The organism is Citrobacter sp. C13 (assembly GCF_014596815.2).
GTDB lineage: Bacteria > Pseudomonadota > Gammaproteobacteria > Enterobacterales > Enterobacteriaceae > Citrobacter > Citrobacter portucalensis.
Genome location: NZ_CP115024.1, coordinates 1,866,128 through 1,890,770, shown reverse-complemented (window position 1 = coordinate 1,890,770; position 24,643 = coordinate 1,866,128). Strand labels below are relative to the sequence as shown.

29 protein-coding genes and 1 riboswitch are annotated in these 24,643 nt (G+C 53.5%); of the genes, 14 read left to right on the top strand and 15 right to left on the bottom strand.

Annotated elements, in window-relative coordinates:
• The 15 genes from cbiM to pduF form a co-directional block, all read right to left on the bottom strand.
• The gene (gene cbiM, locus IB222_RS08850) at nucleotides 1-738 is read right to left on the bottom strand and encodes a cobalt ECF transporter S component CbiM (protein WP_003834098.1); all 738 of its coding nucleotides are present in this window, start codon (nucleotides 736-738) and stop codon (nucleotides 1-3) included.
• Nucleotides 735-1,448, bottom strand: coding sequence for a cobalt-factor II C(20)-methyltransferase (locus IB222_RS08845; RefSeq protein ID WP_063940443.1), 714 nt, complete (start codon nucleotides 1,446-1,448; stop codon nucleotides 735-737). The genes cbiM and IB222_RS08845 overlap by 4 nt, the downstream gene beginning before the upstream one ends.
• Entirely contained in the window at nucleotides 1,445-2,239 is a 795-nt protein-coding gene (locus tag IB222_RS08840) for a sirohydrochlorin cobaltochelatase (protein ID WP_003834103.1), read from the bottom strand. The genes IB222_RS08845 and IB222_RS08840 overlap by 4 nt, the downstream gene beginning before the upstream one ends.
• A gap of 10 nt (nucleotides 2,240-2,249) precedes the next feature.
• Nucleotides 2,250-3,035, bottom strand: coding sequence for a cobalt-precorrin-6A reductase (locus IB222_RS08835; RefSeq protein ID WP_123267447.1), 786 nt, complete (start codon nucleotides 3,033-3,035; stop codon nucleotides 2,250-2,252).
• Nucleotides 3,032-3,757 (bottom strand): precorrin-3B C(17)-methyltransferase, encoded by a 726-nt coding sequence (locus IB222_RS08830; protein ID WP_003030278.1) that lies wholly within the window; start codon nucleotides 3,755-3,757, stop codon nucleotides 3,032-3,034. Before IB222_RS08830 ends, IB222_RS08835 begins: the two co-directional genes overlap by 4 nt.
• On the bottom strand, nucleotides 3,757-4,812 hold the full coding sequence (cbiG, locus tag IB222_RS08825; RefSeq protein ID WP_003834107.1) for a cobalt-precorrin 5A hydrolase: 1,056 nt from the start codon (nucleotides 4,810-4,812) through the stop codon (nucleotides 3,757-3,759). The genes IB222_RS08830 and cbiG overlap by 1 nt, the downstream gene beginning before the upstream one ends.
• Nucleotides 4,793-5,566: a cobalt-precorrin-4 methyltransferase gene (locus IB222_RS08820; RefSeq protein ID WP_003030275.1), complete on the bottom strand. Its 774-nt coding sequence runs from the start codon at nucleotides 5,564-5,566 to the stop codon at nucleotides 4,793-4,795. Before IB222_RS08820 ends, cbiG begins: the two co-directional genes overlap by 20 nt.
• Nucleotides 5,559-6,128 carry a decarboxylating cobalt-precorrin-6B (C(15))-methyltransferase gene (locus IB222_RS08815; RefSeq protein ID WP_003834109.1) on the bottom strand — a complete coding sequence of 190 codons (570 nt, stop codon included), beginning with the start codon at nucleotides 6,126-6,128 and terminating at the stop codon, nucleotides 5,559-5,561. The genes IB222_RS08820 and IB222_RS08815 overlap by 8 nt, the downstream gene beginning before the upstream one ends.
• Nucleotides 6,118-6,723 (bottom strand): cobalt-precorrin-7 (C(5))-methyltransferase, encoded by a 606-nt coding sequence (locus IB222_RS08810; protein WP_003834111.1) that lies wholly within the window; start codon nucleotides 6,721-6,723, stop codon nucleotides 6,118-6,120. The genes IB222_RS08815 and IB222_RS08810 overlap by 11 nt, the downstream gene beginning before the upstream one ends.
• Nucleotides 6,717-7,853, bottom strand: coding sequence for a cobalt-precorrin-5B (C(1))-methyltransferase CbiD (gene cbiD / locus IB222_RS08805; protein ID WP_149384312.1), 1,137 nt, complete (start codon nucleotides 7,851-7,853; stop codon nucleotides 6,717-6,719). Before cbiD ends, IB222_RS08810 begins: the two co-directional genes overlap by 7 nt.
• Nucleotides 7,850-8,482, bottom strand: a complete 633-nt coding sequence (locus IB222_RS08800; RefSeq protein ID WP_063940447.1) for a cobalt-precorrin-8 methylmutase — start codon at nucleotides 8,480-8,482, stop codon at nucleotides 7,850-7,852. Before IB222_RS08800 ends, cbiD begins: the two co-directional genes overlap by 4 nt.
• A 10-nt stretch (nucleotides 8,483-8,492) precedes the next feature.
• Nucleotides 8,493-9,452: an adenosylcobinamide-phosphate synthase CbiB gene (gene cbiB / locus IB222_RS08795; RefSeq protein WP_148361812.1), complete on the bottom strand. Its 960-nt coding sequence runs from the start codon at nucleotides 9,450-9,452 to the stop codon at nucleotides 8,493-8,495.
• The gene (locus IB222_RS08790) at nucleotides 9,449-10,828 is read right to left on the bottom strand and encodes a cobyrinate a,c-diamide synthase (protein WP_148361811.1); all 1,380 of its coding nucleotides are present in this window, start codon (nucleotides 10,826-10,828) and stop codon (nucleotides 9,449-9,451) included. The genes cbiB and IB222_RS08790 overlap by 4 nt, the downstream gene beginning before the upstream one ends.
• Before the next feature lie 87 nt (nucleotides 10,829-10,915).
• A riboswitch (cobalamin riboswitch) is annotated at nucleotides 10,916-11,091 on the bottom strand.
• Nucleotides 11,092-11,423: 332 nt separating this feature from the next.
• The gene (gene pocR, locus IB222_RS08785) at nucleotides 11,424-12,335 is read right to left on the bottom strand and encodes a regulatory protein PocR (protein ID WP_003834122.1); all 912 of its coding nucleotides are present in this window, start codon (nucleotides 12,333-12,335) and stop codon (nucleotides 11,424-11,426) included.
• 203 nt (nucleotides 12,336-12,538) lie between these two features.
• Nucleotides 12,539-13,348, bottom strand: a complete 810-nt coding sequence (pduF, locus tag IB222_RS08780) for a propanediol diffusion facilitator PduF (RefSeq protein WP_003030258.1) — start codon at nucleotides 13,346-13,348, stop codon at nucleotides 12,539-12,541.
• A 525-nt stretch (nucleotides 13,349-13,873) separates the two neighbouring features.
• Here pduF and pduA point away from each other — a divergent pair.
• From pduA to pduP, 14 genes are read left to right on the top strand one after another with little or no spacing between them, the layout of a single operon-like run.
• Nucleotides 13,874-14,155, top strand: a complete 282-nt coding sequence (gene pduA / locus IB222_RS08775) for a propanediol utilization microcompartment protein PduA (RefSeq protein WP_003030255.1) — start codon at nucleotides 13,874-13,876, stop codon at nucleotides 14,153-14,155.
• The gene (pduB, locus tag IB222_RS08770) at nucleotides 14,155-14,967 is read left to right on the top strand and encodes a propanediol utilization microcompartment protein PduB (RefSeq protein WP_003834129.1); all 813 of its coding nucleotides are present in this window, start codon (nucleotides 14,155-14,157) and stop codon (nucleotides 14,965-14,967) included. Before pduA ends, pduB begins: the two co-directional genes overlap by 1 nt.
• An 18-nt stretch (nucleotides 14,968-14,985) precedes the next feature.
• Entirely contained in the window at nucleotides 14,986-16,650 is a 1,665-nt protein-coding gene (gene pduC, locus IB222_RS08765; protein ID WP_148361810.1) for a propanediol dehydratase large subunit PduC, read from the top strand.
• Nucleotides 16,651-16,660: 10 nt separating this feature from the next.
• Nucleotides 16,661-17,335: a propanediol dehydratase medium subunit PduD gene (pduD, locus tag IB222_RS08760; RefSeq protein ID WP_003834131.1), complete on the top strand. Its 675-nt coding sequence runs from the start codon at nucleotides 16,661-16,663 to the stop codon at nucleotides 17,333-17,335.
• 14 nt (nucleotides 17,336-17,349) lie between these two features.
• Nucleotides 17,350-17,868 carry a propanediol dehydratase small subunit PduE gene (gene pduE, locus IB222_RS08755; RefSeq protein ID WP_003834133.1) on the top strand — a complete coding sequence of 173 codons (519 nt, stop codon included), beginning with the start codon at nucleotides 17,350-17,352 and terminating at the stop codon, nucleotides 17,866-17,868.
• A gap of 15 nt (nucleotides 17,869-17,883) precedes the next feature.
• Complete coding sequence (locus IB222_RS08750) at nucleotides 17,884-19,716, top strand: diol dehydratase reactivase subunit alpha (RefSeq protein WP_003839013.1); 1,833 nt, start codon at nucleotides 17,884-17,886, stop codon at nucleotides 19,714-19,716.
• A complete protein-coding gene (locus tag IB222_RS08745; RefSeq protein WP_111465407.1) occupies nucleotides 19,706-20,056 on the top strand; it encodes a glycerol dehydratase reactivase beta/small subunit family protein in 351 nt (116 codons plus the stop codon). Before IB222_RS08750 ends, IB222_RS08745 begins: the two co-directional genes overlap by 11 nt.
• A gap of 19 nt (nucleotides 20,057-20,075) precedes the next feature.
• The gene (gene pduJ, locus IB222_RS08740; protein WP_001057752.1) at nucleotides 20,076-20,351 is read left to right on the top strand and encodes a propanediol utilization microcompartment protein PduJ; all 276 of its coding nucleotides are present in this window, start codon (nucleotides 20,076-20,078) and stop codon (nucleotides 20,349-20,351) included.
• 24 nt (nucleotides 20,352-20,375) lie between these two features.
• Entirely contained in the window at nucleotides 20,376-20,840 is a 465-nt protein-coding gene (locus IB222_RS08735; protein WP_148361809.1) for a BMC domain-containing protein, read from the top strand.
• Nucleotides 20,840-21,472 (top strand): phosphate propanoyltransferase, encoded by a 633-nt coding sequence (locus tag IB222_RS08730; RefSeq protein WP_003834146.1) that lies wholly within the window; start codon nucleotides 20,840-20,842, stop codon nucleotides 21,470-21,472. Before IB222_RS08735 ends, IB222_RS08730 begins: the two co-directional genes overlap by 1 nt.
• Nucleotides 21,469-21,960, top strand: coding sequence for a microcompartment protein PduM (gene pduM, locus IB222_RS08725; protein WP_003834149.1), 492 nt, complete (start codon nucleotides 21,469-21,471; stop codon nucleotides 21,958-21,960). Before IB222_RS08730 ends, pduM begins: the two co-directional genes overlap by 4 nt.
• Nucleotides 21,961-21,963: 3 nt before the next feature.
• Entirely contained in the window at nucleotides 21,964-22,239 is a 276-nt protein-coding gene (locus tag IB222_RS08720; protein WP_006683973.1) for a EutN/CcmL family microcompartment protein, read from the top strand.
• A gap of 8 nt (nucleotides 22,240-22,247) precedes the next feature.
• Nucleotides 22,248-23,255 carry a two-domain cob(I)yrinic acid a,c-diamide adenosyltransferase PduO gene (gene pduO / locus IB222_RS08715; protein WP_148361808.1) on the top strand — a complete coding sequence of 336 codons (1,008 nt, stop codon included), beginning with the start codon at nucleotides 22,248-22,250 and terminating at the stop codon, nucleotides 23,253-23,255.
• The gene (pduP, locus tag IB222_RS08710) at nucleotides 23,252-24,637 is read left to right on the top strand and encodes a CoA-acylating propionaldehyde dehydrogenase PduP (protein ID WP_126317742.1); all 1,386 of its coding nucleotides are present in this window, start codon (nucleotides 23,252-23,254) and stop codon (nucleotides 24,635-24,637) included. The genes pduO and pduP overlap by 4 nt, the downstream gene beginning before the upstream one ends.
• The last annotated feature ends 6 nt before the right edge of the window (nucleotides 24,638-24,643 follow it).

Sequence of the window (24,643 nt, the reverse complement as noted above, 5' to 3'; positions counted from 1 at the left end):
TTAATGCCCTTGCGCGGTTATCAACTGGCGTTTGGTTAGCTGATCGTAAATCAGCACGGTGAGTAACCCTTCCGCAATCGCAATTGGGATCTGCGTCAGGCAGAAAATCCCCATGAACTTAATGATTGAGCCGGTAGCACCAGCAGAGGGATCCGGGAACGCAACACCCAGCTGTACCGAGGTCACAAAATAGGTGACGAGATCCGCCAGCATCGCACACAGGAAGACGCAGACATCACGACGCAGCCCTGCGCGGCAGGCCATTTTCCACACCATGTAACCCACTACCGGGCCAATTACCGCCATCGACATGCCGTTCGCGCCGAGCGTCGTTAAACCACCGTGTGCCAGCAGCAGAGCCTGGAACAGCAGGACAATCGCCCCAAGGATGGCAACCACGCCCGGTCCAAACAGGATAACCGCCAGGCCTACACCGGTAGGATGTGAGCAGCTTCCTGTAACGGAAGGAATTTTCAGCGCCGACAGCACAAAAATAAAAGCGCCACACAGGGCCAGCAAAACCTTCTGGTGGTTATCCTCCTGCACAATTTGGCGCAGACGTACCAGCCCGTACCACAGGCAAGGTAAAAACAGCAGCCACCAGGCCAGCGCCCACATCGGCGGCAAGAAACCTTCCATAATGTGCATGGCGAACGCTTGTTCAGGAACAATCATCAGTAATAGCGCCGCAGCCAACCCGCTGAAAGACAGCTGTTTTAGCTGTTGTTCAAGCTTCATTGTGCATACTCCCACTGTTTATTGACCAGAATGGTCGAGAAATAAGGCAGCGGCTGATCGTCGCTCACCTCATCGAGATGACGCCAGCACTGTTCACCTGGCAGCGTGGCTTCAGACATCATTAATGCACAGTCCAACAAACCCTCTTGTTGTAGCAGCGCTTTAATACGCGCAAAACGACCGTACACTTTCATCAACACCAGACTGTCATGCTGTTTTAACGCTTGCTGGATTTCCGCTTCCGGTGCGGTACAGGAGACCACCGCCAGTGACTGCTGCTCCATAGCGAGCGGCGTTTTGGAACGCGCGGCAATCGCGGCGAAAGACGTGACGCCAGGAACGATTTCCAGCCAGTCAGGACAACCAATACGCTGAAGTAAAAAGACCCAGGTGCTGAACAGCATCGCATCGCCGAGAGTGATAAACCCCACCTGCTTACCGGCCTCGACTTCCTGAACCAGCGCGGCAGCAACTTCATCCCAGACGGCCTCTTTTTCAACGCTATCGGCACTCATAGGAAAATGACAGCAGCGGACTTCGGTCTGTTCACCGATATACTCACGTACAATCGACAATGCCAGACTGTCACCGCCTTTACGCCCGGCAGGCGCATAGAGAATATCCAGCGCGCCCAGCGTGCGTGCGGCACGCACGGTAATCAAGTCGGAAGCACCTGGCCCGGTGCTCAGTGCATACAGTTTTCCGCTCATGCTGCTTCCTCCAGCGCCACATTAAGCGCCTGCTGTAAATGTGCCACGAACATGGCGCGAACCGCCGGGTTCTCACCCAGACCACTAAGCCACGGCGTAGCCGGTATCCCTGCTGCATTGAACAACGTTTTCCAGGAATCATCTTCGTCGGAGGCCATATCGTTGATGGCATGGTCGCCAGCGACTAACATCAGCGGCATCAGATGCACCGCCGTCACCCCTTCCTGAGATAAACTTTCAATCAACACATCCACTTCCGGATAGCTTTCCACCGCCCCAACCCGCGCGGGAAAGCGCTGCGCCGTCATCATGTGGTCGAGACAGGCATAGGCGGCAAAAGCATGGTGGCTGGCGCCGTGTCCCATAAACACCACTTTTTCACTTTCGCCAAGCGCCGGCATCTGCTGTTGCAGCGCCAGCATCAACTGGGTGTAATCTTCATGGCTGCTCAGCAGCGGTACACCCAGCGTCAGGCGTGAAAACAGCGGACGCATACTTTGCACTTCGCGGACAATTTTTTCGTATTCGTCGCCATTGATAATGTGCAGCGACTGAATAGCCACATCCTGATACCCCTGCTCCGCCAGCTTTTGCAGAGCCTGCAGCGGCGTGTCGATTTCAATGCCGTCGCGCTGCTTGAGCTTGCGGATAATCATCCCGGAGGTAAACGCCCGGAACAGGTCGCGGTCGGGGCAACTGGCTGCGAGATCGCGCTCACAGGCCACAATATTTTTCTCGCAGGTGTCGTGATAGCTGGTGCCAAAGCTGACCACCAGAAGCGCCTTTTTCATCTCTAACTCCTTAAGCAGCGGCCAGCCAGCGCGTTAAACGCGCCCCAAAGGCGGCCTGACTTTCCAGTAACTCTTCTCCCGTCACCAACGGTGCCGGACGTGTAATCACGATGCAGGGGATACCGGCATCCAGACAGGGTTGAACCTTTTCCTGATAACCACCTTCAGCGCCTGAAGCCTTAGTGATCACCACATCAGCCTGACACTGGCGATAAAACGCGGCGTTGAACTCGGCGCTGAACGGTCCGCACAGTGCGAAGATTTCACCGACACCAAATCCCAGATCCGCGCATTGCTGAATGACCTCAGGAACAGGCAGAACGCGCGCCAGCAGCGTTTTTTCAGGCAACCCTTCGCGCCAGATGGCCAGATCTTTACTGCCGGTCGTCAGCAGCACGCGATCGCCAAAGCGTCGCGCCACCTCACAGGCTTGCGGAATACTTTGTACGGTATACAGGTGCGGGTGAGTTAATCCGCTCAACTGCTCAGGGCGCTGGTAGCGGCTCAGCAGTACGCCCGCCGCTTCGCAGGCGCTCATGATGTTGCGGCTCACTACCTCGGCGTACGGATGCGAGGCATCGATCACCCAGCGCGTCCGATTTTCCTGTAGCCAGGCAATCATTTGTTCGCGCTCCAGACGCCCGCAGCGCACCTGGCCTTTGATGTCTCCCGCCAGTTGTTTCCCCGTTGGGGTGGCAACTGACAGGGTGTAGGCCACGTTTGCCGCATCCAGTTGCTGGCACAGCATGCGCGCATCGCTCGTACCGCCCATGACCAGCACATCACCGTAATTCACAGCACATAACCTCGTGGCGTGATCATCAGGCCGTCCTGAACATAGGTTGTTTTGTTACCCACGATCACAAGGCTGGTCATATCAACCGGTTCGAAATCCATTTCACCGAGCGTGGTTAACCATTTTTCCTGCTTTTTACGTCCGGCAGACTTCACAATACCAACCGGCGTTTGCGCGCTTTTGCTGGCGGAAAGCAGCTCAAATGCGCGCGCCAGATGACCTTCGCGACCCCGACTGCGCGGGTTGTAGAAACAGATAACAAAGTCTGCCTCACCGGCGGCAACGATGCGTTTTTCAATAACCGGCCATGGCGTTAACAGATCGCTTAAGCTGATGTGGCAGAAGTCGTGCATCAGCGGCGCGCCCAGCAAAGAGGCCGCGGCAATACTAGCGGTCATGCCAGGTATTAGCCTGACCTCAACATCCAGCTTTTGCTTGCTGACCAGTTCGAGCACCAGCCCGGCCATACCGTAAATCCCCGCGTCACCGCTACTGATCAGCGCCACGTTATGACCCGCCTGTGCCAGTTCGATCGCCGCCTGGCAGCGTTCAATCTCTTTGCACATTCCGGTTTTGATCACCTGCTTGTCGCCCGTGAACGCTTTTACCAGATGGGTGTAGGTTTTATAGCCAACGATGATTTCCGCTGCCTGCAGTGCTTCAACGGCTTCCATGGTCATCATTGCCTGCGAGCCAGGGCCAATTCCAATTACGCTTAACATCAGTGTGAAACTCCCAAAGTGATGGTGACGCCCTGTTCTCGCAGGGTCTCGCCTAACAGTTTTCCGTGGCTCAACAGCCAGGCTGCAGGACCGGAAACGCTTCCTGTACCTACCGTTTTGCGAACAAACGATGAGGCCGGAAAACGGTGCTCATGCTCACGCAGCGCGTCAGCGGTAAAGGTTTCGAAAGGAACGCGACAGCACGAAGCCAGTTGGATAAGTCCCTGTTCATCTTTTTTCAGCGTGATGCTGCCAATCGCTTTTAGCGCCAACGGATCGAGCTGTTGAGCTTCAAGTTGCCGGGCAAGCAGCGCAGCCAGCAGAGGGAACGGCGTATCACGGCGACAGCCAATTCCGGCCACAACCCGCTGTGGCACCAACTTCCAGTGCGGAACAGGCAGGTCAGGTAAATTGGTGCGTAAGGTGATGCACACCAACGCATCCAGTTCGGGGAGCTGGTTAAGATCGGTAACCGTAATAAATCCGCGCCGGTCGCAATGGCTGACATCCTGCGTCAGTTCGTCATCCCACCACAGACCAACCCGTTTATTGCTGACCAGCATCTGATTCACGATCTTCACCGCCGAACGGAAATCACTCATCCGGGCATTCAGTTGAAATGCCAGCGTATCCAGTGCCGCCATATCGTTCACATCCGTCGCGGTAGTGATAACCGGGTCAGCGCCCAACATGCCCGCCAGATAACGCGCCAACGCATTGGCACCGCCCGCGTGGCCGGAGAGCAGGCTGATGACATGCTGGGCACGTTCATCAATGACCACCACTGCCGGATCGCAGAATTTGTCATTGACCAGCGGGGCCAGTACGCGCACCGCAATGCCGGTCGCACCGATAAAAATCAGCGCCGAGTAATTCGTAAACGCTTCGCGGGCGGTATTCGCAAAACCGTTTTCAAAGGGAATAAACCCCTCCTCCAGCAGCTTTTCACTGGTAAAACAGGTAACCGGCAGCATGGCTGCCAGACGTTTCGCCAGCACAACGCCACCAGGAGTCAGGCAAAAAAGCGCAATTGACTCAGGCTTTACGGTATTCATGGCTAAAGTCCGCCGCATAGAGTTTGGAGTAGTGATACTCCGAGCCCAGGAAATTACCGACCAGAATAAGGGCCGTTTTACGGATGCCCGCATCGCGAACCTTGTCGCCAATATCCGCCAGGGTCCCGCGCACAGTCTGGCTTTCCGGCCAGGTCGCTTTATAGATCACCGCCACGGGCGTGGTCGCCGGATAGCCGCCTTCAATCAGACGCTCAGCCACCCGATGAATGCGCTGGACGGAAAGATAAATCGCCATAGATGTCTGGTGACTGGCAAAAGACTCCAACTGTTCACGTTCCGGTACCGGGGTGCGGCCTTCCAGGCGCGTAATGATCAGACTCTGTGAAACTTCAGGTACGGTGTACTCCACACCCAGCTCCGCCGCCGCGCCGAGGAACGCGCTGACGCCAGGCACCACCTGCCAGTCAATCCCGCGTTTGGTCAGCTCCTCACCCTGCTCGCGTACGGAACCGTACAACGAGACATCGCCGGTTTGCAGGCGCACAACGGTCTTGCCCGCTTTCACTCCAGCTTCCATCAGATCAAGGATCTGCTCCAGATGCAGTTCAGCGCTGTCGTGACATTCAGCACCGGCAGGGCAATACTCCAGCAGTTCAGTGTTAATCAGCGATCCGGCGTAGATAACAACCTGCGCCTGCTGCAGCAACCGGTAACCTTTGAGGGTAATCAGCTCGCGATCGCCAGGACCTGCGCCAACAAACCACACGCTACGGGGATCAAAAATCTCAGACATGGTTTCCTTCCTTCTGACAGGCGATAACAAATACGGGGTTATTCGGTTTGAAATAGTGACCACTGCCAAGCGTGGCAAGCGAGGAAACCTGTAACTGCAGGCAATCCACTCCCTGTACGCCAAGATGGTCCAGATGTGCCAGCGCGGTGTTGAGGTTTTCCTGGAGGATAAACGTCATCACCAAACGCCCTGCGGGATGCAATTGGCGCATCGACCAGTCAATCAGTTCGGTCAGATGGCCGCCGCTGCCGCCCATGAAGATGGCATCAGCCTTTTCCGTGATGGTCATTGGTGCGACACCGGGAAAAATATCGATATTTGCGCAGGCAAAATGCTGGCGGTTTTCATCCAGCAACCTGAGAGCCGCCGGGTTACGTTCGATGGCCGTTACACGTAATCCGGGATATTGCAACGCGGCTTCTATCGACACGCTGCCGGTTCCGGCGCCAATATCAATCAGGTGACTGGCGCGGTGTAATTCAAGTTTTGAGAGGGCAAGTGCGCGTACCGCTTCTTTGGTCATCGGCACTTTCTCTCCACGCAGAAACAGCTCATCTTTCATCAAGGATCACCACTGCATTCATGTCATAGTCAGCGTTAACTTCACGCACAGGCAGGAAATGGATCTGTTCGTTTTCCATCGCCAGGTTTTCGCCAATCACCATCCAGCGATGCCCCTTGCCTCGGGCAATGAGCTGCTGTGCGATTTCACGCGGGCCACACAGCGCATCAGTCACCATCGCCACCTTGTTATGCCGCGCCAGCTCGTCGAAACAGACGCTGCGGCCATGGCTACTGGTCAGCCACATATCGTTCATATCAATACCGGACTGCGCGCACAGGTACTGCACCGCGCTAATACCGGGAATTATCCGCACATTCTCAATGCCAAAATGCGCCACCATGCGCGTCCCGATGCCGTAAAACAGCGGGTCGCCAGACGCCAGTACCACAACATGCTTCTCCTGGTGCGCACTAATCCAGCTCAGGAGTTCCGGGATATTGGCGCCAAGAGCAAACTGTTCACCGGCAAAATCCGGGAATTGCTGCAAATGCCGCTTTCCACCGACCAGAACATCCGCCGTCGCGACCGCTTCACGCGCCGCAGGCGTCATCAAATGCAAACCGGCTGGCCCCATCCCTACAACGGTTAACATTGCATCTCCTCAGCAATCTCTGCGACCGGGCGATTACTGCCAAGCACCTGATTATCAAAAGAAAACATGATGACGTCGCAGGTCGGGGGATTTTTGGTAAAGCGCAGCGTTTGCAGGACACGCATACAGATGCGCTTAGCCAGGTGGTTATAAATGTGCTGAAAACCGTATGCGTCGATGTGTTCCATCGCCGCCTCGGTGGTATCGCAGTCGCTGACCAGCGTCAGCAGTTCCAGCGGTGCGCCAAGTAGCGCGAGGTGGGCCACCAGCGTTTCCATGCGGGCATCGGCAATATGGCTATGAGTGTGGAAGATCCCCGCCGCGATTTTGACGAGCTTACCGGGGTGCCCCACCAGCACGATTTGCCGGAACCCCAGACGTACGGCTTCTTCAATCATGTAACCGACAAAGTTGCTCATGGTGACCACAACCTGGGTGTCGATACCCATCTGCTCGCGAACAAAACGCTCGCCGTGGTTTCCAGGCACCAGTACGACACGCTCCAGCCCCGCCGCCCGCTTAATTTCCAGCTCCAGCGACAGTGAACGCTTCCAGCTCTCTTCCGACATCGGCGTGACAATACCCGTGGTGCCAATAATCGAAATGCCGCCCAAAATGCCAAGGCGCGAGTTGTAGGTTTTTTGCGCCCGTTCTTTGCCTTCTGGCGCGAAGATTTCAATCTGCGCCCCACGATTTGGACCAATCGCTTCGCGGACGGCAGATTCAATGGTCTGGCGAGGTGTACGGTTAATCGCCGAACTGCCCACCGGCAGGCCAATCCCTTTGCGGGTTACCGTACCGACCCCTTCACCGCCCTGTAAGGCAATCACGCCACTATCGTCTAACGTCACGCGGGCAAAAATCAGCATGCCGTGGGTGGCGTCCACATCATCTCCACCGTCTTTGCGGATGGCCGCTATTGCCTGCTGCCCTTCGATATGCGGTGACTCCACGCTCAGGCACAGCGTCACCCCGGAAGGCGTCACGATGGAAACCTGATGGATGAGGTGTTGGCGCAATACCATCAACGCGGCAACTTTTGCCGCAGCCGTGGCGCACGATCCCGTGGTATATCCTTTACGCAGCGCTTTACCGTTGTGCCACACCGGCGTATCGAAGGCCTCGCTCATCGCGCCCCCTGCATGTGATAAAGCATGGCGTTGACGATAGCGGCGGCGACATTGCTTCCCCCTTTGCGGCCTAACGCTGCAATGGCGGGCAAATTGCTTTGGGTCAGGGCATCTTTCGACTCTTCAGCACCAACAAACCCGACCGGTACACCCACCACACCGCTGACGGCAACATCATGCTCAAGCAGGCGGAACAGCGCAGTCGGCGCGTTGCCAAAGACAAACAGCTTTTCCCCCTCTTCCTTCACCGCAATGTCAACCGCCGCCATGGACCGGGTAATACCCTGCTCTTTTGCCGTACGCACGACCCGCGGGTCACTGATGTAGCAGCGGCATTCACCGCCGAATTGTGCCAGCAGCGTTTTATTGATCCCGGAAAGCGCCATCGTGGTGTCGGTATAAATCACGCTCGAACGGCTAAGCGCGGCACAAAACTGCTCCAGCACATCACTGGAAAACCACAGAATGTCCAGCCAGTCGAAATCCGCCGTCGTGTGAATGACCCGCTTGATAATGGCTTCATGTAACGGACTGGCAAACTGATAGTCCGGACGGGTTTCACGGATGATCTCGCCAATAATGTCGAAACTTTTGGCTTCAATCGCCTGGGGTTGCTGGATATATTGCATTATGTTGTCCTCAGGCTACACCGACCCACAGCCACCGCAGCGCAATAAACAGCGCCAGTGCCAGCGTCGATGCCACCCACATCAGTCGAATCGTATGGGAAATGTCGTCTACCGAAATGTCGCGTTGTGCATCACCGATCCACGGTTTCTCAACGCGCTCGCCAAAGTAGTCATTAGGACCACCCAGACGAATGCCTAATGCCCCGGCTACGGATGCCTCTGACCACGCACAGTTTGGGCTGCTGTGGTTGTAGCGATCGCGCCAGCCAATCTGTAAAGCTCGCGAGCCGTCTTTACGGCATAAAAATGCCGCCACGCCCAGCAACAGCCAGCTCAGTCTTGCAGGAATAAAGTTCGCAACATCGTCCAGACGCGCGCTGACCATACCAATAGCGCGGTATTTTTCATGTTTGTAGCCCACCATGGAGTCAAGGGTGTTTACCGCTTTGTAGGCCATCGCCAGGGGCGCACCGCCGAGGAGGAGAAAGAACAACGGCGCGATAATGCCGTCTACGGTGTTTTCAGCCACGGTTTCCACCACCGCGCGATTGATCTGCTGCGGTTGCAGTTGTGAGGTATCACGCCCCACAATCCATGACAATTTTTCCCGACTCTGAGCAAGGTCACCGGCCCGCAGCGGACGTTCGACATCCTGCGCGGCCTTTGCCAGGCAGCGCCCGGCCAGCACGGTAAAGATCATCCATACCTCTACCACCCAACCCAACCAGGGATGAACAGATTCTGCCAGTGCCAGCACGCCCCAGGACACAGCCCAGGTCAGACCAACCACCACAATCCACATCACCGCACCGCCAATGCGCAGCGCACGGTCGCTATGACAGTAACGCCGAACAATTCGCTGCACGGCAGAAATCAGATTGCCAATCCAGCGCACCGGATGCGGCCAGTTCTGCGGATCGCCGATGATAAAATCAAGCAGCCAGGCAACACACCACGCAAAGATCGTCATAGCGCACTCCTCGCGGCTGCCAGCCAATGGTTAAGCATCTGCGGACGTTGAGCAAAATGAACGTGTAGATAGCTGGCGAAGGTGTTTCCGACCTGCCAGCCGCCGGACCAGGCTTGCAGCGTTTTACCATCGCGAACTTTGCGACAGTTCATCACCGCTGGCGTTTCAGGAGTAAAATCGGAGTAGTGGAATTCATGTCCGCGCAGCACTTCACCTTCTGCAGCTAACAATGTTTGCTGCGCGGCCTGCGCTTCGCAGTAGCCAAATCGGGTCAGACGTTTCCCCATTTTGCTGTGGCCGGGAATGATATCCGCCATCAGCCAGGTATCGCCGTTGCTGTCCTCAAGCGAACTGCCGAGATACATCAGCCCCCCGCACTCTGCATAAATCGCGACGCCACGTTGATGTGCCTCTCGCAGTTGATTCAGTATCGAGACATTGCGAGCCAGCGCCGCAGCGTGTAGCTCAGGATATCCGCCACCTAACCAGATCATCTGACAGTCCGGCAAACAGGTGTCGTGCAACGGGCTAAAACGAACAATATTTAGCCCCGTACGTTCCAGCAGCGTAATGTTATCCGGGTAGTAGAAGTTGAAGGCTTCGTCATCGGCAATTGCAACCGTTAGCCCTGCTCCGGCGTCTGCGGCGGGCAGCGTTGGCCATTCGCCAGCAGGAAGATTGGTTGACTGGCTTAATGTCAGCAGCGCGTCAATATCAAGGGTTTGCTCCAGTGTCGCGGCAAAAGCCTGCCACGGTAGCTGATTGATAACCGACTCACGTGCGGTTACTAAACCCAGATGACGTTCGGGAAGGGCAACGCCCTCCATACGGGGTACGTAGCCCAAGACGGGTACATCGCAGTAACGTTCGATTGCGACTTTCAGTAACTGGTAATGCGTTTCGCTGTTAACCCGATTAACAATAACCCCGGCGATGTTCAGGGTGGGATCAAAATGCTGAAACCCCATTACCGTTGCGGCGATTGAAGTGGAAACGGCTTTACCATCAACCAGTAAGATGATCGGACAGCCTAACTGTTTAGCCATCGCGGCGGTGCTGCAGTAGTTTGGGTCGGTACCATAGCCGTCATACAGCCCCATCACACCTTCAATAACGGCGATATCCGCATGTTGCATCTGCTCGTTGAATAGAGCGTTCAGCGTGGGGACGGGAAGCATGAAGCTATCAAGATTGCGGGAAGCGGTACCGCATACCGCTGTATGCCAGCCGGTATCAAGGTAATCAGGACCTACTTTGCAAGGCTGGACGCGCAAACCGCGTTTTTTCAACAAGCTCAACAAGCCCAGCGTCACCGTGGTTTTACCACAGCCGCTTCCGGTACCTGCAAGAACAAATGCGTGAAAATTGGCCGCCATACCCTGATCCTGTTCAGGGTGGTAGGGATGTAGAGATACCCAGTCTCTCGACTGTATGCATCTGAACCACCCACTTCCCACCGAAGTTGTTGGTAGTCACTGACAGGCAGGTCTTCTGGCTTAGCGTCATCCTCACCCGTCCTTCCCAATCTTGCGATCAGTGGTCCATACGGGGTCGTCAGCATCACAGCAGCGGGGGCTGCGGGGGATTCTCACCCCCTTCCCTACCACAAATGTGGCAAACCTGTCAGTTCAAGAGCCTGGTTAATTAAGCTCTCTGTTATGAGGTAATTTCACAACCTCATGACAATAATTCAATTTAATATCTTTCCGAGTTCATTCAGCCAATTTTCTGGCCTTAACCCACTTATTCATACGTTCACTTTTTGAATGAAAGTATCAGCTAAGAATAAAGAAAGTCATTCACACAGACACTGTATCTCATCACAAAAATAAAAACTGGTGCAGTTTATCCCTCTAATACCATTATTTTGTTGCGCTATGACAATTTATTGACTGCTGTTGTCACATTTCATTTTATAATGACTGACATAGCACCCGATATCAAAAATCGGCAATAGCAAAATATTGCTATTTAAGCGGATTCACCGCGTGAAATGACATTTATTTGCTGGCGAAATGCCTGCGGCGTAACCTGATAGGTCTGGCGGAAAACTTTGCAAAAATAACTTGTTTGCGAAAAGCCTAAATTACGCGCAATGCTGGCTATGCTCCAGTCACTGTGACAAAGCAGCTCTTTGGCACTGGCCATTCTTTGCTGGTTTACCCATGCGTTAAAACCAATACCCTGATATTTTTTGAACAATTTGCTGAAATAGTACGGGCTAAGGAAAACATGAGAGGCAACATCTTCCAGACGCAGATCGTCTGATAAATGTGCATCAATATAGCGCAGGGCTTTTTTCATTTTACTGTCATGAGGGTTGGTACTACGGTTAGCGCGTACCGGCTCTGACTGCTGCGGGTTATCTTTGATAACAACAAAATTAAGTTGTTTCTTAAGGCAATTTTCGACGATGAGCTTGAGTAAATCCGCTGAAGCAATGACTCGAGAATAGTCCATTTCAGGTACATTACGGAACTCGTTTACCAGTTCGGGATCGGCTTGCCAGCGGTCATCGACGTTCAGAATATCAACGAGGCCTACATCGTTACTTAAGCGTACTTGTCCACAAAGCACGAACCCTACCAGGTGTCCCGCGATGACCAGCGGAATTGAGAAATCGGTAAGCCCGGCATGGCAGCGATAAATGCAGGGTTGATCGGATTTAGAGGCTTCCAACCCTCCACAGCGGTCGCTCATACGACAACGCGTACTATGCTGAGGATGCTGGCGCATCAACTGGCAAAAAGGAGTGAAATTAAAAAGCTCAGAAATTTCATCACCGTGAATATTGACAACCACAACAGCCAGACTGGTGGCCTGTGCAAAATCCTGTGCGATTTTATTAATGAGTTCTGAGTTCAGGGCACTCGCAGAAATCATGATAAAACCTCTCAGTTAATTTATTGTTATAAATAAAACATATTATTCACACATTCATTTTCATCTCGCGATCCGGCGCGCTGATGAAAGTCAGCATTGAACATAACAAAAGTCTCCCATTGTTGGGAGACTTTTTAAGCCGTTCAGGAAACCGGATCACGAAAACAGTTTTTACCTTTCAATAATAAACATCTTTCGTGAAGCTAGCTCTCGTTTTCCTCCAACTTACACGAATTACACGGTAAATTTTTGCCAATAAAATAACGATAAATTGCTGCGCCCGCACAGGCGCCGATGATGGGTGCCACAATCGGCACGATGAAATAAGGGATATCACGCCCACCTGTCATCGCAACATCACCCCACCCGGCCATCCAGGCAAACAATTTAGGACCAAAATCACGTGCCGGGTTCATCGCAAAGCCGGTAAGTGGACCGGTTGATGCGCCGATAACAGCAACCAGAATACCAATCAGCAGTGGTGCTAACGGGCCTTTGGGAACACCGTTACCGTCGTCCGTTAGCGCCATAATCATCCCCATCAGAATGGAGGTAATCACCACTTCGACCAGTGCGGCCTGCCAGACACTCAGTGCGGCGGCAGGATACGTACTAAAAATGCTGGCAAGTTGCAGGCTTTCCAGACTGCCGCGTACCATTTGGTGGGCTGATTCATACTCAATAAATAAGCTGCCGTACAACAAATAGGCCAGCATAGCGCCACCAAAGGCACCCGCTATTTGAGCGACAGAATAAGGCAGTACTTTACGCCCCGGAAAACAGGCAAACAACCAAAGTGCGATGGTAATCGCGGGGTTGAGATGGGCCCCAGAAATCCCGGCTGTCAGGTAAACTGCAAGCGAGATCCCCAAGCCCCATATGATGCAGATCTCCCACAATCCCAAACTGGCACCCGCGACCTTCAGGGCGCTCAGGCACCCAATACCAAAAAACAAAAATAGTCCGGTACCCAAAAACTCAGCAATACATTGCGCTCTTAGTGAATCGTTCATTGTGACACCTTCTAAGCAGAGTTCGTGTCTTTACCAGCGGACTCCTTGCTGGCAGGAAGATTACTTCAAGGCTTACTATAAAAATCTGTATCGGCAAATTGTTGGCAATCTGCAAGCCACATGCCCTTAAAAATCGTGTTGTGATAGCAAATTCTTGCCATCACCTTTAATAAAGCAGGCGGTAAAACGAGGATTTACCCTATTAAAAGTACATTTTCAAAATAATAAAATATTGCGAACAGCAGAATTCCATTTTCAAACGATCATCACAATTTCATTTTTCTCGCATAGCAAATGATATTTAAACTGTCACTCGGAAAAGTGTAAATATGGAATTAACATAACCAAATAGTCACATTGTTAAGACTAGAAACAACCAATAAAAACAAATTGTTATAATTGTGCATAGCAATTTTATCTCACCATAACCCCACTATTTTTTCACTCTTACTTTCAACTCAGCCATTCTTTTTCCTCGCTTCTTTTTATAGTCATGAAAATCGGGACAACCCAGGCGAGGTCTTTATGCAACAAGAAGCGTTAGGAATGGTAGAAACCAAAGGCTTAACTGCAGCCATAGAGGCCGCAGATGCAATGGTGAAGTCAGCCAATGTAATGCTGGTCGGCTACGAAAAAATTGGTTCGGGGCTGGTAACAGTCATTGTTCGTGGAGATGTCGGCGCAGTCAAAGCAGCAACAGATGCAGGTGCCGCCGCAGCCCGTAATGTGGGAGAAGTGAAAGCCGTACACGTCATCCCACGCCCGCATACCGATGTAGAAAAAATCTTACCGAAGGGAATTAGCTAATGAGCAGCAATGAGCTGGTTGAACAGATCATGGCGCAGGTGATTGCTCGCGTGGCAACGCCGGAACAGCAGGCTATCCCTGAAAATAATCCTCCAACACGAGAAACGGCTATGGCAGAGAAAAGCTGCAGTTTAACGGAGTTTGTCGGTACCGCGATTGGCGACACCGTCGGTCTGGTAATCGCCAACGTAGACAGCGCCCTACTGGACGCAATGAAACTTGAAAAACGGTATCGCTCCATTGGCATCCTTGGCGCCCGTACTGGCGCAGGCCCGCACATCATGGCCGCCGATGAAGCGGTAAAAGCCACCAATACTGAAGTCGTCAGTATTGAGTTACCACGTGATACCAAAGGCGGCGCAGGTCATGGTTCGCTGATTATTCTTGGCGGCAACGATGTTTCCGACGTGAAACGCGGCATTGAAGTCGCACTGAAAGAACTGGATCGCACCTTTGGCGATGTTTATGCCAATGAAGCGGGTCACATCGAAATGCAGTACACCGCACGCGCCAGCTACGCACTTGAAAAAGCCTTTGGCGCACCGATTGGCCGTGCCTGTGGCGTTATCGTCGGTGCACCAGCATCCGTTGGTGTCCTGATGGCCGATACGGCCCTGAAATCCGCCAACGTGGAAGTTGTGGCCTACAGCTCCCCTGCCCATGGCACCAGCTTCAGTAACGAAGCCATTCTGGTTATTTCGGGTGACTCTGGCGCTGTTCGTCAGGCCGTTATCTCCGCCCGTGAAATCGGTAAAACCGTACTCGGGACCCTCGGCTCAGAGCCGAAAAACGATCGTCCGTCCTACATCTGATATCAGTGAGGCTGATTCATGAGATCGAAAAGATTTGAAGCACTGGCGAAGCGCCCTGTGAATCAGGATGGTTTCGTTAAGGAGTGGATCGAAGAAGGCTTCATTGCGATGGAAAGCCCGAACGACCCCAAACCGTCGATTAAAATCGTCAACGGTACAGTCACTGAACTGGACGGTAAATCCGCCAGTGAATTTGACTTAATCGACCATTTCATTGCCCGCTACGGCATTAACCTGGCGCGCGCTGAAGAAGTCATGGCGATGGATTCGGTCAAACTGGCCAATATGCTTTGCGACCCTAACGTGAAGCGCAAAGACATAGTGCCGCTGACCACCGCAATGACGCCGGCAAAAATTGTCGAAGTGGTGTCCCATATGAACGTCGTTGAGATGATGATGGCGATGCAGAAAATGCGTGCTCGTCGTACACCCTCTCAACAAGCGCACGTCACTAACGTCAAAGATAACCCGGTGCAGATTGCCGCTGATGCCGCTGAAGGCGCATGGCGCGGGTTTGACGAACAGGAAACAACCGTTGCCGTTGCACGTTATGCGCCATTTAACGCCATTGCGCTGTTAGTCGGCTCGCAGGTTGGACGCCCTGGCGTATTAACCCAGTGCTCGCTGGAAGAAGCTACCGAACTTAAACTCGGCATGCTAGGCCACACCTGCTACGCGGAAACCATCTCCGTCTATGGTACTGAACCCGTCTTTACCGACGGCGATGACACGCCATGGTCTAAAGGCTTCCTCGCCTCGTCCTATGCTTCCCGTGGTCTGAAAATGCGCTTTACCTCCGGCTCTGGCTCAGAAGTTCAGATGGGTTACGCCGAAGGCAAATCAATGCTTTATCTGGAAGCCCGCTGCATTTACATCACCAAAGCTGCGGGCGTACAGGGCCTGCAAAACGGTTCAGTAAGCTGCATCGGTGTCCCTTCCGCCGTGCCGTCAGGCATTCGTGCAGTGTTGGCTGAAAACCTGATTTGTTCCTCTCTGGATCTGGAATGCGCCTCCAGCAACGACCAAACCTTTACCCATTCGGATATGCGTCGTACTGCTCGTCTGCTGATGCAGTTCCTGCCGGGTACTGACTTCATTTCTTCTGGTTATTCCGCGGTGCCGAACTACGACAACATGTTTGCGGGTTCGAACGAAGATGCTGAAGATTTTGACGACTACAACGTTCTCCAGCGTGACCTGAAAGTAGACGGTGGTCTGCGCCCTGTTCGGGAAGAAGACGTTATCGCCATTCGTAACAAAGCGGCACGTGCGCTGCAGGCCGTCTTTGCCGGGATGGGATTACCACCAATCACTGATGCAGAAGTGGAAGCTGCGACCTACGCCCACGGTTCGAAAGATATGCCGGAACGTAACATCGTTGAAGACATCAAGTTTGCACAAGAGATCATCAATAAGAACCGTAACGGTCTGGAAGTGGTGAAAGCCCTTGCTCAGGGCGGATTTACCGATGTCGCTCAGGACATGCTCAACATCCAGAAAGCCAAGTTAACCGGGGATTACCTGCATACCTCCGCCATTATCGTTGGCGACGGACAGGTGCTATCCGCTGTCAATGATGTTAACGACTATGCCGGTCCGGCAACAGGTTATCGCCTGCAGGGCGAACGCTGGGAAGAGATCAAAAACATCCCTGGCGCACTTGATCCCAACGAGCTTGGCTAAGGGGTGAAAAATGGAAATTAATGAAAAACTGCTGCGCCAGATAATTGAAGATGTGTTGTCTGAAATGCAGACCAGCGACAAACCCGTCTCTTTCCGCGCATCTACAGCGGCAAGCGCACCTCAGGCTGCGGCGACACAGGGAGACAGCTTTCTGACCGAGATTGGTGAAGCCAAACAAGGCCAGCAACAGGACGAAGTGATTATTGCCGTAGGGCCGGCGTTCGGGCTCTCGCAAACCGTCAATATCGTAGGGATCCCGCATAAGAATATCTTGCGCGAAGTGATTGCCGGTATTGAAGAAGAAGGCATTAAAGCGCGCGTTATCCGCTGCTTTAAATCCTCCGATGTGGCGTTTGTCGCCGTTGAGGGGAACCGTCTGAGCGGTTCCGGGATCTCTATCGGCATCCAGTCAAAAGGTACCACGGTTATCCACCAGCAGGGGTTACCGCCGCTTTCAAACCTGGAGCTGTTCCCTCAGGCACCTCTTCTGACGCTGGAAACCTATCGTCAGATCGGTAAAAACGCCGCGCGTTATGCCAAGCGTGAATCTCCGCAACCGGTCCCTACTTTGAATGACCAGATGGCCCGTCCTAAGTACCAGGCGAAATCAGCCATTCTGCACATTAAAGAGACCAAATACGTTGTGACAGGCAAAAACCCGCAGGAACTGCGCGTGGCGCTTTGATAAAGGATACCTCCATGAATACCGACGCAATTGAATCGATGGTTCGGGATGTGTTGAGCCGGATGAACAGCCTGCAAGGCGAGTCCGCGACTCCGCCCGCGGTGAGTTCATCAGCACATACCGCGAAAGTCACGGATTACCCTCTCGCGAATAAACATCCTGAGTGGGTAAAAACTGCGACCAACAAAACGCTGGACGACTTCACGCTTGAAAATGTTCTGAGCAACAAAGTGACCGCGCAGGACATGCGCATCACCCCTGAAACACTGCGCCTGCAGGCGGAAATCGCCAAAGATGCCGGACGTGACAGGCTGGCGATGAACTTCGAGCGCGCAGCCGAGCTAACCGCTGTTCCTGACGATCGCATTCTTGAGATCTACAACGCGCTGCGCCCGTACCGCTCAACAAAAGATGAGCTGATGGCTATCGCCGACGATCTCGAAAATCGTTATCAGGCAAAAATCTGTGCAGCTTTCGTTCGTGAAGCGGCAGCGCTGTACGTTGAGCGTAAAAAACTCAAAGGCGACGACTAACTCAGGGAAAGGATCATGCGATATATAGCTGGCATTGACATAGGCAACTCATCAACGGAAGTCGCTCTGGCTACTCTCGATGAGTCTGGCGTGCTGAGCATCACCGGCAGCGCGCTGGCAGAAACCACCGGAATTAAGGGCACATTACGTAATGTGTTTGGCATTCAGGAGGCCCTGACGCTGGCGGCAAAAAACGCCGGTATCAATGTCAGTGATATTTCGCTCATCCGCATTAACGAAGCCACTCCGGTCATTGGCGATGTGGCGATGGAAACAATAACCGAAACCATCATCACTGAATCCACCATGATCGGCCATAACCCTAAAACACCGGGCGGTGTCGGGTTAGGCGTGGGCGTCACTATTACGCCGGAAGACCTTCTCAGTCGCCCGGCGGATACGCCCTATATTCTGGTGGTGTCATCGGCATTTGATTTCGCCGATGTCGCTACGATGATTAATGCCTCCGTCCGTGCTGGATACCAGTTGACTGGTGTTATTTTACAACAGGACGATGGCGTGTTGGTCAGCAATCGTCTGACTCACCCCCTGCCCATCGTCGATGAAGTCCTTCATATCGACCGTATCCCGTTGGGGATGTTGGCTGCCATTGAGGTCGCTGTACCAGGAAAGGTCATTGAAACCCTTTCTAACCCCTACGGCATTGCAACTGTCTTTGGCCTCAATGCCGATGAGACTAAAAACATTGTTCCGATGGCACGGGCGCTGATCGGCAACCGTTCAGCCGTGGTGGTGAAAACGCCGTCAGGTGATGTGAAAGCGCGAGCGATTCCTGCCGGAAATCTGGAGCTACAGTCTCAGGGGCGTACCGTACGGGTCGACGTTGCCGCGGGCGCCGAAGCGATTATGAAAGCGGTTGGTGAATGCCCGAAACTGGATAACGTTACCGGAGAAGCTGGCACCAATATTGGCGGCATGCTGGAGCATGTGCGCCAGACAATGGCTGAATTAACCAACAAACCCAGTCATGAAATTTTTATTCAGGATCTGCTGGCGGTCGATACCTCGGTTCCCGTCAGCGTGACGGGTGGGCTTGCCGGTGAATTCTCGCTGGAACAGGCTGTCGGCATAGCCTCCATGGTGAAATCAGACCGCCTGCAAATGGCGATGATTGCCCAGGAGATCACGCAAAAGCTCAACATTGACGTCCAGGTTGGCGGCGCCGAAGCCGAAGCTGCCATTCTGGGGGCCTTAACTACTCCGGGCACAACGCGACCACTGGCAATTCTGGACCTCGGCGCGGGTTCAACCGACGCTTCTATCATCAATCCTAAGGGCGAAATTATTGCCACGCACCTGGCAGGCGCAGGCGATATGGTCACGATGATCATTGCCCGTGAACTGGGTCTGGATGACCGTTATCTCGCTGAAGAGATTAAAAAGTATCCGTTGGCGAAAGTTGAGAGCTTGTTCCACCTTCGCCACGAAGACGGCAGCGTTCAGTTCTTCCCTACGCCTCTCCCACCAACGGTTTTTGCGCGCGTGTGCGTAGTGAAACCCGATGAACTGGTGCCACTGCCTGGTGAACTGGCGCTGGAGAAAGTACGGGCCATTCGTCGAAGCGCCAAGGAGCGCGTTTTCGTTACTAACGCACTCAGAGCGCTACGTCAGGTCAGTCCGACCGGGAACATTCGGGATATTCCCTTTGTGGTGCTGGTTGGCGGCTCATCTCTGGATTTTGAAGTTCCACAGCTGGTCACCGATGCTCTGGCGCATTATCGACTGGTTGCCGGGCGCGGCAACATTCGTGGTACCGAAGGTCCGCGCAATGCGGTTGCGACAGGACTGATTCTCTCCTGGCATAAGGCATTCGCTCATGGAAAGTAATCTCACCACACCAGCCATCGTTATCTTCACCAGTGCTGACTGTGCTGACGTCTGGAATGACGTACTGCTGGGTATTGAAGAAGAAGGGATCCCCTTTGTGATTCAGGAGAGTGGCTCAGCTGACGTTATCCACAACGCATGGTTGGCCGCCTGCCAGTCTCCATTGCTGGTCGGTATTGGCTGTAGCCGCGAAAAACTGGTCGTGCACTACAAAAACTTACCCACGTCAGCACCACTTTTTACGCTGACGTATCAACAAAATAGCCACGATCGCCGCAGCATTGGTAACAACGCTGCGCGGCTGGTTAAAGGCATTCCGTTCCGGGAATGCCACTCATAACCCATAGGAGAAAAGCAGTATGAATAACGCACTGGGACTGGTTGAAACAAAAGGGCTTGTCGGCGCTATTGAAGCCGCTGATGCCATGGTGAAATCCGCAAACGTGCAGTTGGTTGGTTACGAAAAAATCGGCTCTGGCCTTATCACCGTTATGGTTCGCGGTGATGTCGGCGCGGTGAAAGCAGCCGTAGATGCTGGAAGCGCAGCCGCAAGCGCCGTTGGTGAGGTGAAATCCTGCCACGTTATCCCGCGTCCGCACAGCGACGTTGAAGCCATTTTACCTAAATCCGCATAAGTCGTTGCAACCAAGGAGCACAGCGTGAAGCAATCACTGGGATTACTTGAAGTTAGTGGTCTGGCATTAGCCATCAGTTGCGCGGACGTCATGGCGAAAGCCGCCTCCATCACGCTGGTGGGCCTCGAAAAAACCAACGGCTCAGGCTGGACGGTGATCAAGATAATCGGGGATGTGGCCTCCGTCCAGGCGGCCATTTCCACCGGTGTCAGTTTCGCTGACCAGCGAGATGGACTGGTGGCTCACAAAGTCATTTCCAGACCCGGGGACGGGATCCTGTCGCATAGCGTTGCCCTGGAGCCTGAGCCAACGCCAGAACCCATACCAGCCGTACCGCATGAAGAGATATTTGTAGTCCATGATGTACCCGAAGCCCCGCAAGATGCAGAGTTGATTAGCTGCAATTTGTGTCTTGATCCTGCCTGCCCTCGCCAAAAAGGCGAGCCGCGCACGCTTTGTCTTCACTCTGGCAAACGAGGTGAAGCGTAATGGATAAACAGCAACTGGAGACCACTGTCGCTAAGGTTCTGGATGAAATGCGCGAGCGCCCGATTCCGCTGGGGATCTCTAATCGTCATATTCATCTGTGCGCTGAAGATTACGGTCGCTTGTTTCCCAATCACCCCATTAGTGAGAAAAAAGGGCTATTGCAGCCAGGACAATATGCAGCAGAGCAGACTGTCACGCTGGTGGGGCCAAAAGGTCAGTTAAAAAATGTGCGTTTACTCGGCCCGCTGCGCAGTACCAGCCAGGTCGAAATTTCTCGTACCGACGCCCGCACGTTGGGAATTGCTGCTCCGCTGCGGATGTCGGGCAATATTCAGGGCACACCCGGTGTTCGTCTCGTCAGCCCATTTGCTGAACTGGACTTAGCATCCGGGGTGATCGTCGCCCAACGGCATATCCATATGTCGCCGCTCGATGCTCTGATTCTGCGGGTTTCCCATGGTGATAGAGTCTCGGTCGCCATTAATGGCGATGAACGTCGACTGATTTTCGATAACGTCGCCGTACGCGTTTCGCCGGATATGCGCCTCGAAATGCATATCGATACAGACGAAGCCAATGCTGCAGGCGCTGATAATCCCCAGGCATTCGCCACACTGGTGACCTCACGATGAACAACGAACTGCTGCAACGCATTATCGAGGAGGTTGTTTCCCGATTAAAAAAACGCGCGGAAAGCACGCTCACTCTTAGCGTCGCGCAGTTACGGGAAATCGATTCACGGACAGTATGCTGCCAGTACTCGTCGCTCCATCTCCAGCAAGTGGATCTGCCATTACTGGAACGAATTGCCGAAGGCTGCCCAGCCAACATGTCGGTGGGAAAGATTCACGACGCGTTGGCATGCGGAGTCCGCGTGAAAATTTCACTACAACACCGATTATTACCCGCAATCCCCGTGAAAAAACTCGCACGTCTGCCGCTGGAGTTCAATGACGAACGGGGACGAATCATCTTTTTGCATCCTGAGAAGCTTCTCAGCTATGCCGACGTCGCCCAATTAAGGGATGGCGTACTGGTGTTGCGCCGTCGGTGTGTCGTGACGGCTCTGGCTCAGGAAGCAGTCAGTCTGCGAAATGTCCAACTAATTAAGCAGGAGTGAGCTATGCATCTGGCACGGGTTACAGGCGTTGTGGTTTCCACGCAAAAATCCCCATCACTGGTGGGAAAAAAACTGTTGCTGGTACGTCGGGTAAGTGCTGACGGAGAGCTTCCTGCGTCCCCTGCGAGTGGAGATGAAGTCGCTGTTGATTCTGTCGGCGCGGGAACTGGCGAACTGGTATTACTCAGCAGCGGCTCCAGCGCCAGGCACGTTTTTTCTGGCCCTAATGAGGCCATCGATCTGGCTATCGTCGGCATTGTCGACACGCTTTCTCGTTAGGAGGAACTATGGCGATTTATACCCGCACTGGTGATGCCGGAACAACAGCCCTCTTTACCGGACAGCGCGTGAGCAAAACGCATCCACGCGTGGAAGCCTACGGTACGCTGGACGAACTGAATGCGGCGCTAAGTCTGTGCATTTGTGCAGCGAAAAACCCGCAGCACCGGCAGTTACTTGAAAATATCCAGCTGCAGCTTTTTTGGTTCAGCGCCGAACTGGCAAGCGAAAGCGAAGAACCAACGCCAGAGCAGCGCTATATCAGCTCGGAAGAAATTGCGGCACTGGAAGCGGCCATCGATACCGCAATGGGAAGAGTTCCGCCCCTGCGCAGCTTTATTCTACCTGGCCGCAGCGAAGCCGCCAGCCGACTGCACTTTGCCCGTACGCTGGCACGCCGTGCAGAGAGACGACTGGTCGAGCTCTCCACCGAGATATCCGTCAGACACGTGCTGATGCGTTATATCAATCGCCTGTCCGACTGCTTATATGCGCTTGCACGAGCAGAAGATCATGACGCCCATCAAAACGACATCATTCAGAAAGTGGCTGAGCGCTATCTCGCTGCCGTTCAAGCACCAGCCATAAAGGAGCCGACTATGTCTCTGTCTTTTCAGGAGCTCCACCAACTCACTCGCGCTGCGGTGACGAGAGCAGAAGAACTTCAGGTTCCGATCGTCATTAGCATTGTTGATGCGAACGGGACCCAAATGGTGACCTGGCGCATGCCTGACGCATTACTCGTGAGTAGCGAACTGGCACCCAAAAAAGCCTGGACTGCCGTGGCGATGAAAACCGCCACACATAAGCTGACATCAGCAGTTCAACCCGGTGCTGCGCTTTACGGTCTGGAAAGCCATATGCAGGGAAAAGTCGTCACCTTCGGTGGCGGGTACGCATTATGGCGTGAGGGTTTACTCCTCGGGGGTCTTGGCATCAGCGGAGGAAGCGTTGAACAGGATATGGACATTGCAGAAACGGCCATTGCGGCGATTAACGTGAGAACACATCAATGAATACTTCAGAACTTGAAACCCTTATTCGTAATATTTTGAGTGAACAACTCGCCCCGGCAAAAGCAGAAGTTCAGGGTAACGGTATTTTTCCGTCCGTTGACGAAGCTATCGATGCAGCGCATCAGGCTTTTCTGCGTTACCAGCAATGTCCATTGAAAACCCGCAGCGCCATCATAAACGCCCTACGCGAAGAACTGACGCCTCATCTTGCTTCACTGGCCGCTGAGAGCGCTGCCGAAACGGGGATGGGCAACAAAGAGGATAAGTTCCTTAAAAATAAAGCCGCGCTGGACAACACTCCAGGTATCGAAGATCTCACCACCACGGCGTTAACCGGCGACGGCGGCATGGTGTTATTCGAGTATTCACCGTTTGGCGTGATTGGCTCTGTCGCCCCCAGTACTAACCCGACAGAGACCATTATTAACAACAGCATCAGCATGCTGGCGGCAGGGAATAGCGTTTATTTCAGTCCGCATCCGGGTGCTAAAAAGGTTTCACTCAAGCTGATTGCCATGATTGAAGATATTGCTTTCCGTTGCTGCGGAATTCGTAATCTTGTCGTCACGGTCACAGAACCCACTTTTGAGGCTACCCAGCAGATGATGGCGCACCCTAAAATCGCAGTTCTGGCGATTACCGGTGGCCCAGGCATTGTTGCTATGGGCATGAAAAGCGGGAAAAAAGTCATCGGCGCAGGCGCAGGAAATCCACCCTGCATTGTTGATGAAACGGCCGACCTGGTTAAGGCGGCGGAAGATATCATCAATGGCGCATCCTTTGATTACAACCTCCCCTGCATTGCTGAGAAGAGCCTGATTGTTGTTGATGCCGTTGCCGAACGACTGGTTCAACAGATGCAGTCTTTTGGTGCGATGCTTCTCAATAGCGAAGAGGTAGACAAACTGCGCGCTGTCTGTCTACCAGAAGGCATAGCCAATAAAAAACTGGTGGGTAAAAGCCCGGCAACCTTACTGGAAGCAGCAGGAATACCGGTTCCGGTAAAAGCACCTCGATTACTGATAGGCATCGTCAAGGCTGATGACCCGTGGGTTACCAGCGAGCAATTAATGCCAATGCTCCCCGTCGTAACAGTGAGCGATTTTGACAGTGCATTAACGTTGGCCCTGGAGGTTGAAGAGGGATTGCATCACACCGCCATTATGCATTCGCAAAATGTGTCACGTTTGAACCTTGCCGCGCGCACGCTTCAGACCTCCATCTTTGTGAAAAATGGCCCCTCTTACGCCGGGATTGGCGTTGGTGGTGAAGGCTTTACCACCTTCACTATTGCGACGCCAACCGGTGAAGGAACAACATCTGCGCGCACTTTCGCACGCTCTCGTCGTTGCGTGCTGACAAACGGTTTTTCTATTCGCTAATGGGGC

What these genes read in the sequence shown, in the direction of transcription:
- pduO (WP_148361808.1), top strand. Translation starts at nt 22,248, where the DNA reads ATGGCGATTTATACCCGCACTGGTGATGCCGGAACAACAGCCCTCTTT.
- IB222_RS08720 (WP_006683973.1), top strand. Translation starts at nt 21,964, where the DNA reads ATGCATCTGGCACGGGTTACAGGCGTTGTGGTTTCCACGCAAAAATCC.
- pduP (WP_126317742.1), top strand. Translation starts at nt 23,252, where the DNA reads ATGAATACTTCAGAACTTGAAACCCTTATTCGTAATATTTTGAGTGAA.
- pduJ (WP_001057752.1), top strand. Translation starts at nt 20,076, where the DNA reads ATGAATAACGCACTGGGACTGGTTGAAACAAAAGGGCTTGTCGGCGCT.
- IB222_RS08790 (WP_148361811.1), bottom strand. Translation starts at nt 10,828, where the DNA reads ATGGCGGCCAATTTTCACGCATTTGTTCTTGCAGGTACCGGAAGCGGC.
- pduM (WP_003834149.1), top strand. Translation starts at nt 21,469, where the DNA reads ATGAACAACGAACTGCTGCAACGCATTATCGAGGAGGTTGTTTCCCGA.
- pduB (WP_003834129.1), top strand. Translation starts at nt 14,155, where the DNA reads ATGAGCAGCAATGAGCTGGTTGAACAGATCATGGCGCAGGTGATTGCT.
- IB222_RS08840 (WP_003834103.1), bottom strand. Translation starts at nt 2,239, where the DNA reads ATGAAAAAGGCGCTTCTGGTGGTCAGCTTTGGCACCAGCTATCACGAC.
- cbiM (WP_003834098.1), bottom strand. Translation starts at nt 738, where the DNA reads ATGAAGCTTGAACAACAGCTAAAACAGCTGTCTTTCAGCGGGTTGGCT.
- pduD (WP_003834131.1), top strand. Translation starts at nt 16,661, where the DNA reads ATGGAAATTAATGAAAAACTGCTGCGCCAGATAATTGAAGATGTGTTG.
- IB222_RS08745 (WP_111465407.1), top strand. Translation starts at nt 19,706, where the DNA reads ATGGAAAGTAATCTCACCACACCAGCCATCGTTATCTTCACCAGTGCT.
- pocR (WP_003834122.1), bottom strand. Translation starts at nt 12,335, where the DNA reads ATGATTTCTGCGAGTGCCCTGAACTCAGAACTCATTAATAAAATCGCA.
- pduC (WP_148361810.1), top strand. Translation starts at nt 14,986, where the DNA reads ATGAGATCGAAAAGATTTGAAGCACTGGCGAAGCGCCCTGTGAATCAG.
- pduA (WP_003030255.1), top strand. Translation starts at nt 13,874, where the DNA reads ATGCAACAAGAAGCGTTAGGAATGGTAGAAACCAAAGGCTTAACTGCA.
- pduF (WP_003030258.1), bottom strand. Translation starts at nt 13,348, where the DNA reads ATGAACGATTCACTAAGAGCGCAATGTATTGCTGAGTTTTTGGGTACC.
- cbiB (WP_148361812.1), bottom strand. Translation starts at nt 9,452, where the DNA reads ATGACGATCTTTGCGTGGTGTGTTGCCTGGCTGCTTGATTTTATCATC.
- IB222_RS08810 (WP_003834111.1), bottom strand. Translation starts at nt 6,723, where the DNA reads ATGTTAACCGTTGTAGGGATGGGGCCAGCCGGTTTGCATTTGATGACG.
- IB222_RS08800 (WP_063940447.1), bottom strand. Translation starts at nt 8,482, where the DNA reads ATGCAATATATCCAGCAACCCCAGGCGATTGAAGCCAAAAGTTTCGAC.
- IB222_RS08730 (WP_003834146.1), top strand. Translation starts at nt 20,840, where the DNA reads ATGGATAAACAGCAACTGGAGACCACTGTCGCTAAGGTTCTGGATGAA.
- pduE (WP_003834133.1), top strand. Translation starts at nt 17,350, where the DNA reads ATGAATACCGACGCAATTGAATCGATGGTTCGGGATGTGTTGAGCCGG.
- IB222_RS08830 (WP_003030278.1), bottom strand. Translation starts at nt 3,757, where the DNA reads ATGTTAAGCGTAATTGGAATTGGCCCTGGCTCGCAGGCAATGATGACC.
- IB222_RS08845 (WP_063940443.1), bottom strand. Translation starts at nt 1,448, where the DNA reads ATGAGCGGAAAACTGTATGCACTGAGCACCGGGCCAGGTGCTTCCGAC.
- cbiD (WP_149384312.1), bottom strand. Translation starts at nt 7,853, where the DNA reads ATGAGCGAGGCCTTCGATACGCCGGTGTGGCACAACGGTAAAGCGCTG.
- IB222_RS08750 (WP_003839013.1), top strand. Translation starts at nt 17,884, where the DNA reads ATGCGATATATAGCTGGCATTGACATAGGCAACTCATCAACGGAAGTC.
- IB222_RS08815 (WP_003834109.1), bottom strand. Translation starts at nt 6,128, where the DNA reads ATGAAAGATGAGCTGTTTCTGCGTGGAGAGAAAGTGCCGATGACCAAA.
- cbiG (WP_003834107.1), bottom strand. Translation starts at nt 4,812, where the DNA reads ATGAATACCGTAAAGCCTGAGTCAATTGCGCTTTTTTGCCTGACTCCT.
- IB222_RS08820 (WP_003030275.1), bottom strand. Translation starts at nt 5,566, where the DNA reads ATGTCTGAGATTTTTGATCCCCGTAGCGTGTGGTTTGTTGGCGCAGGT.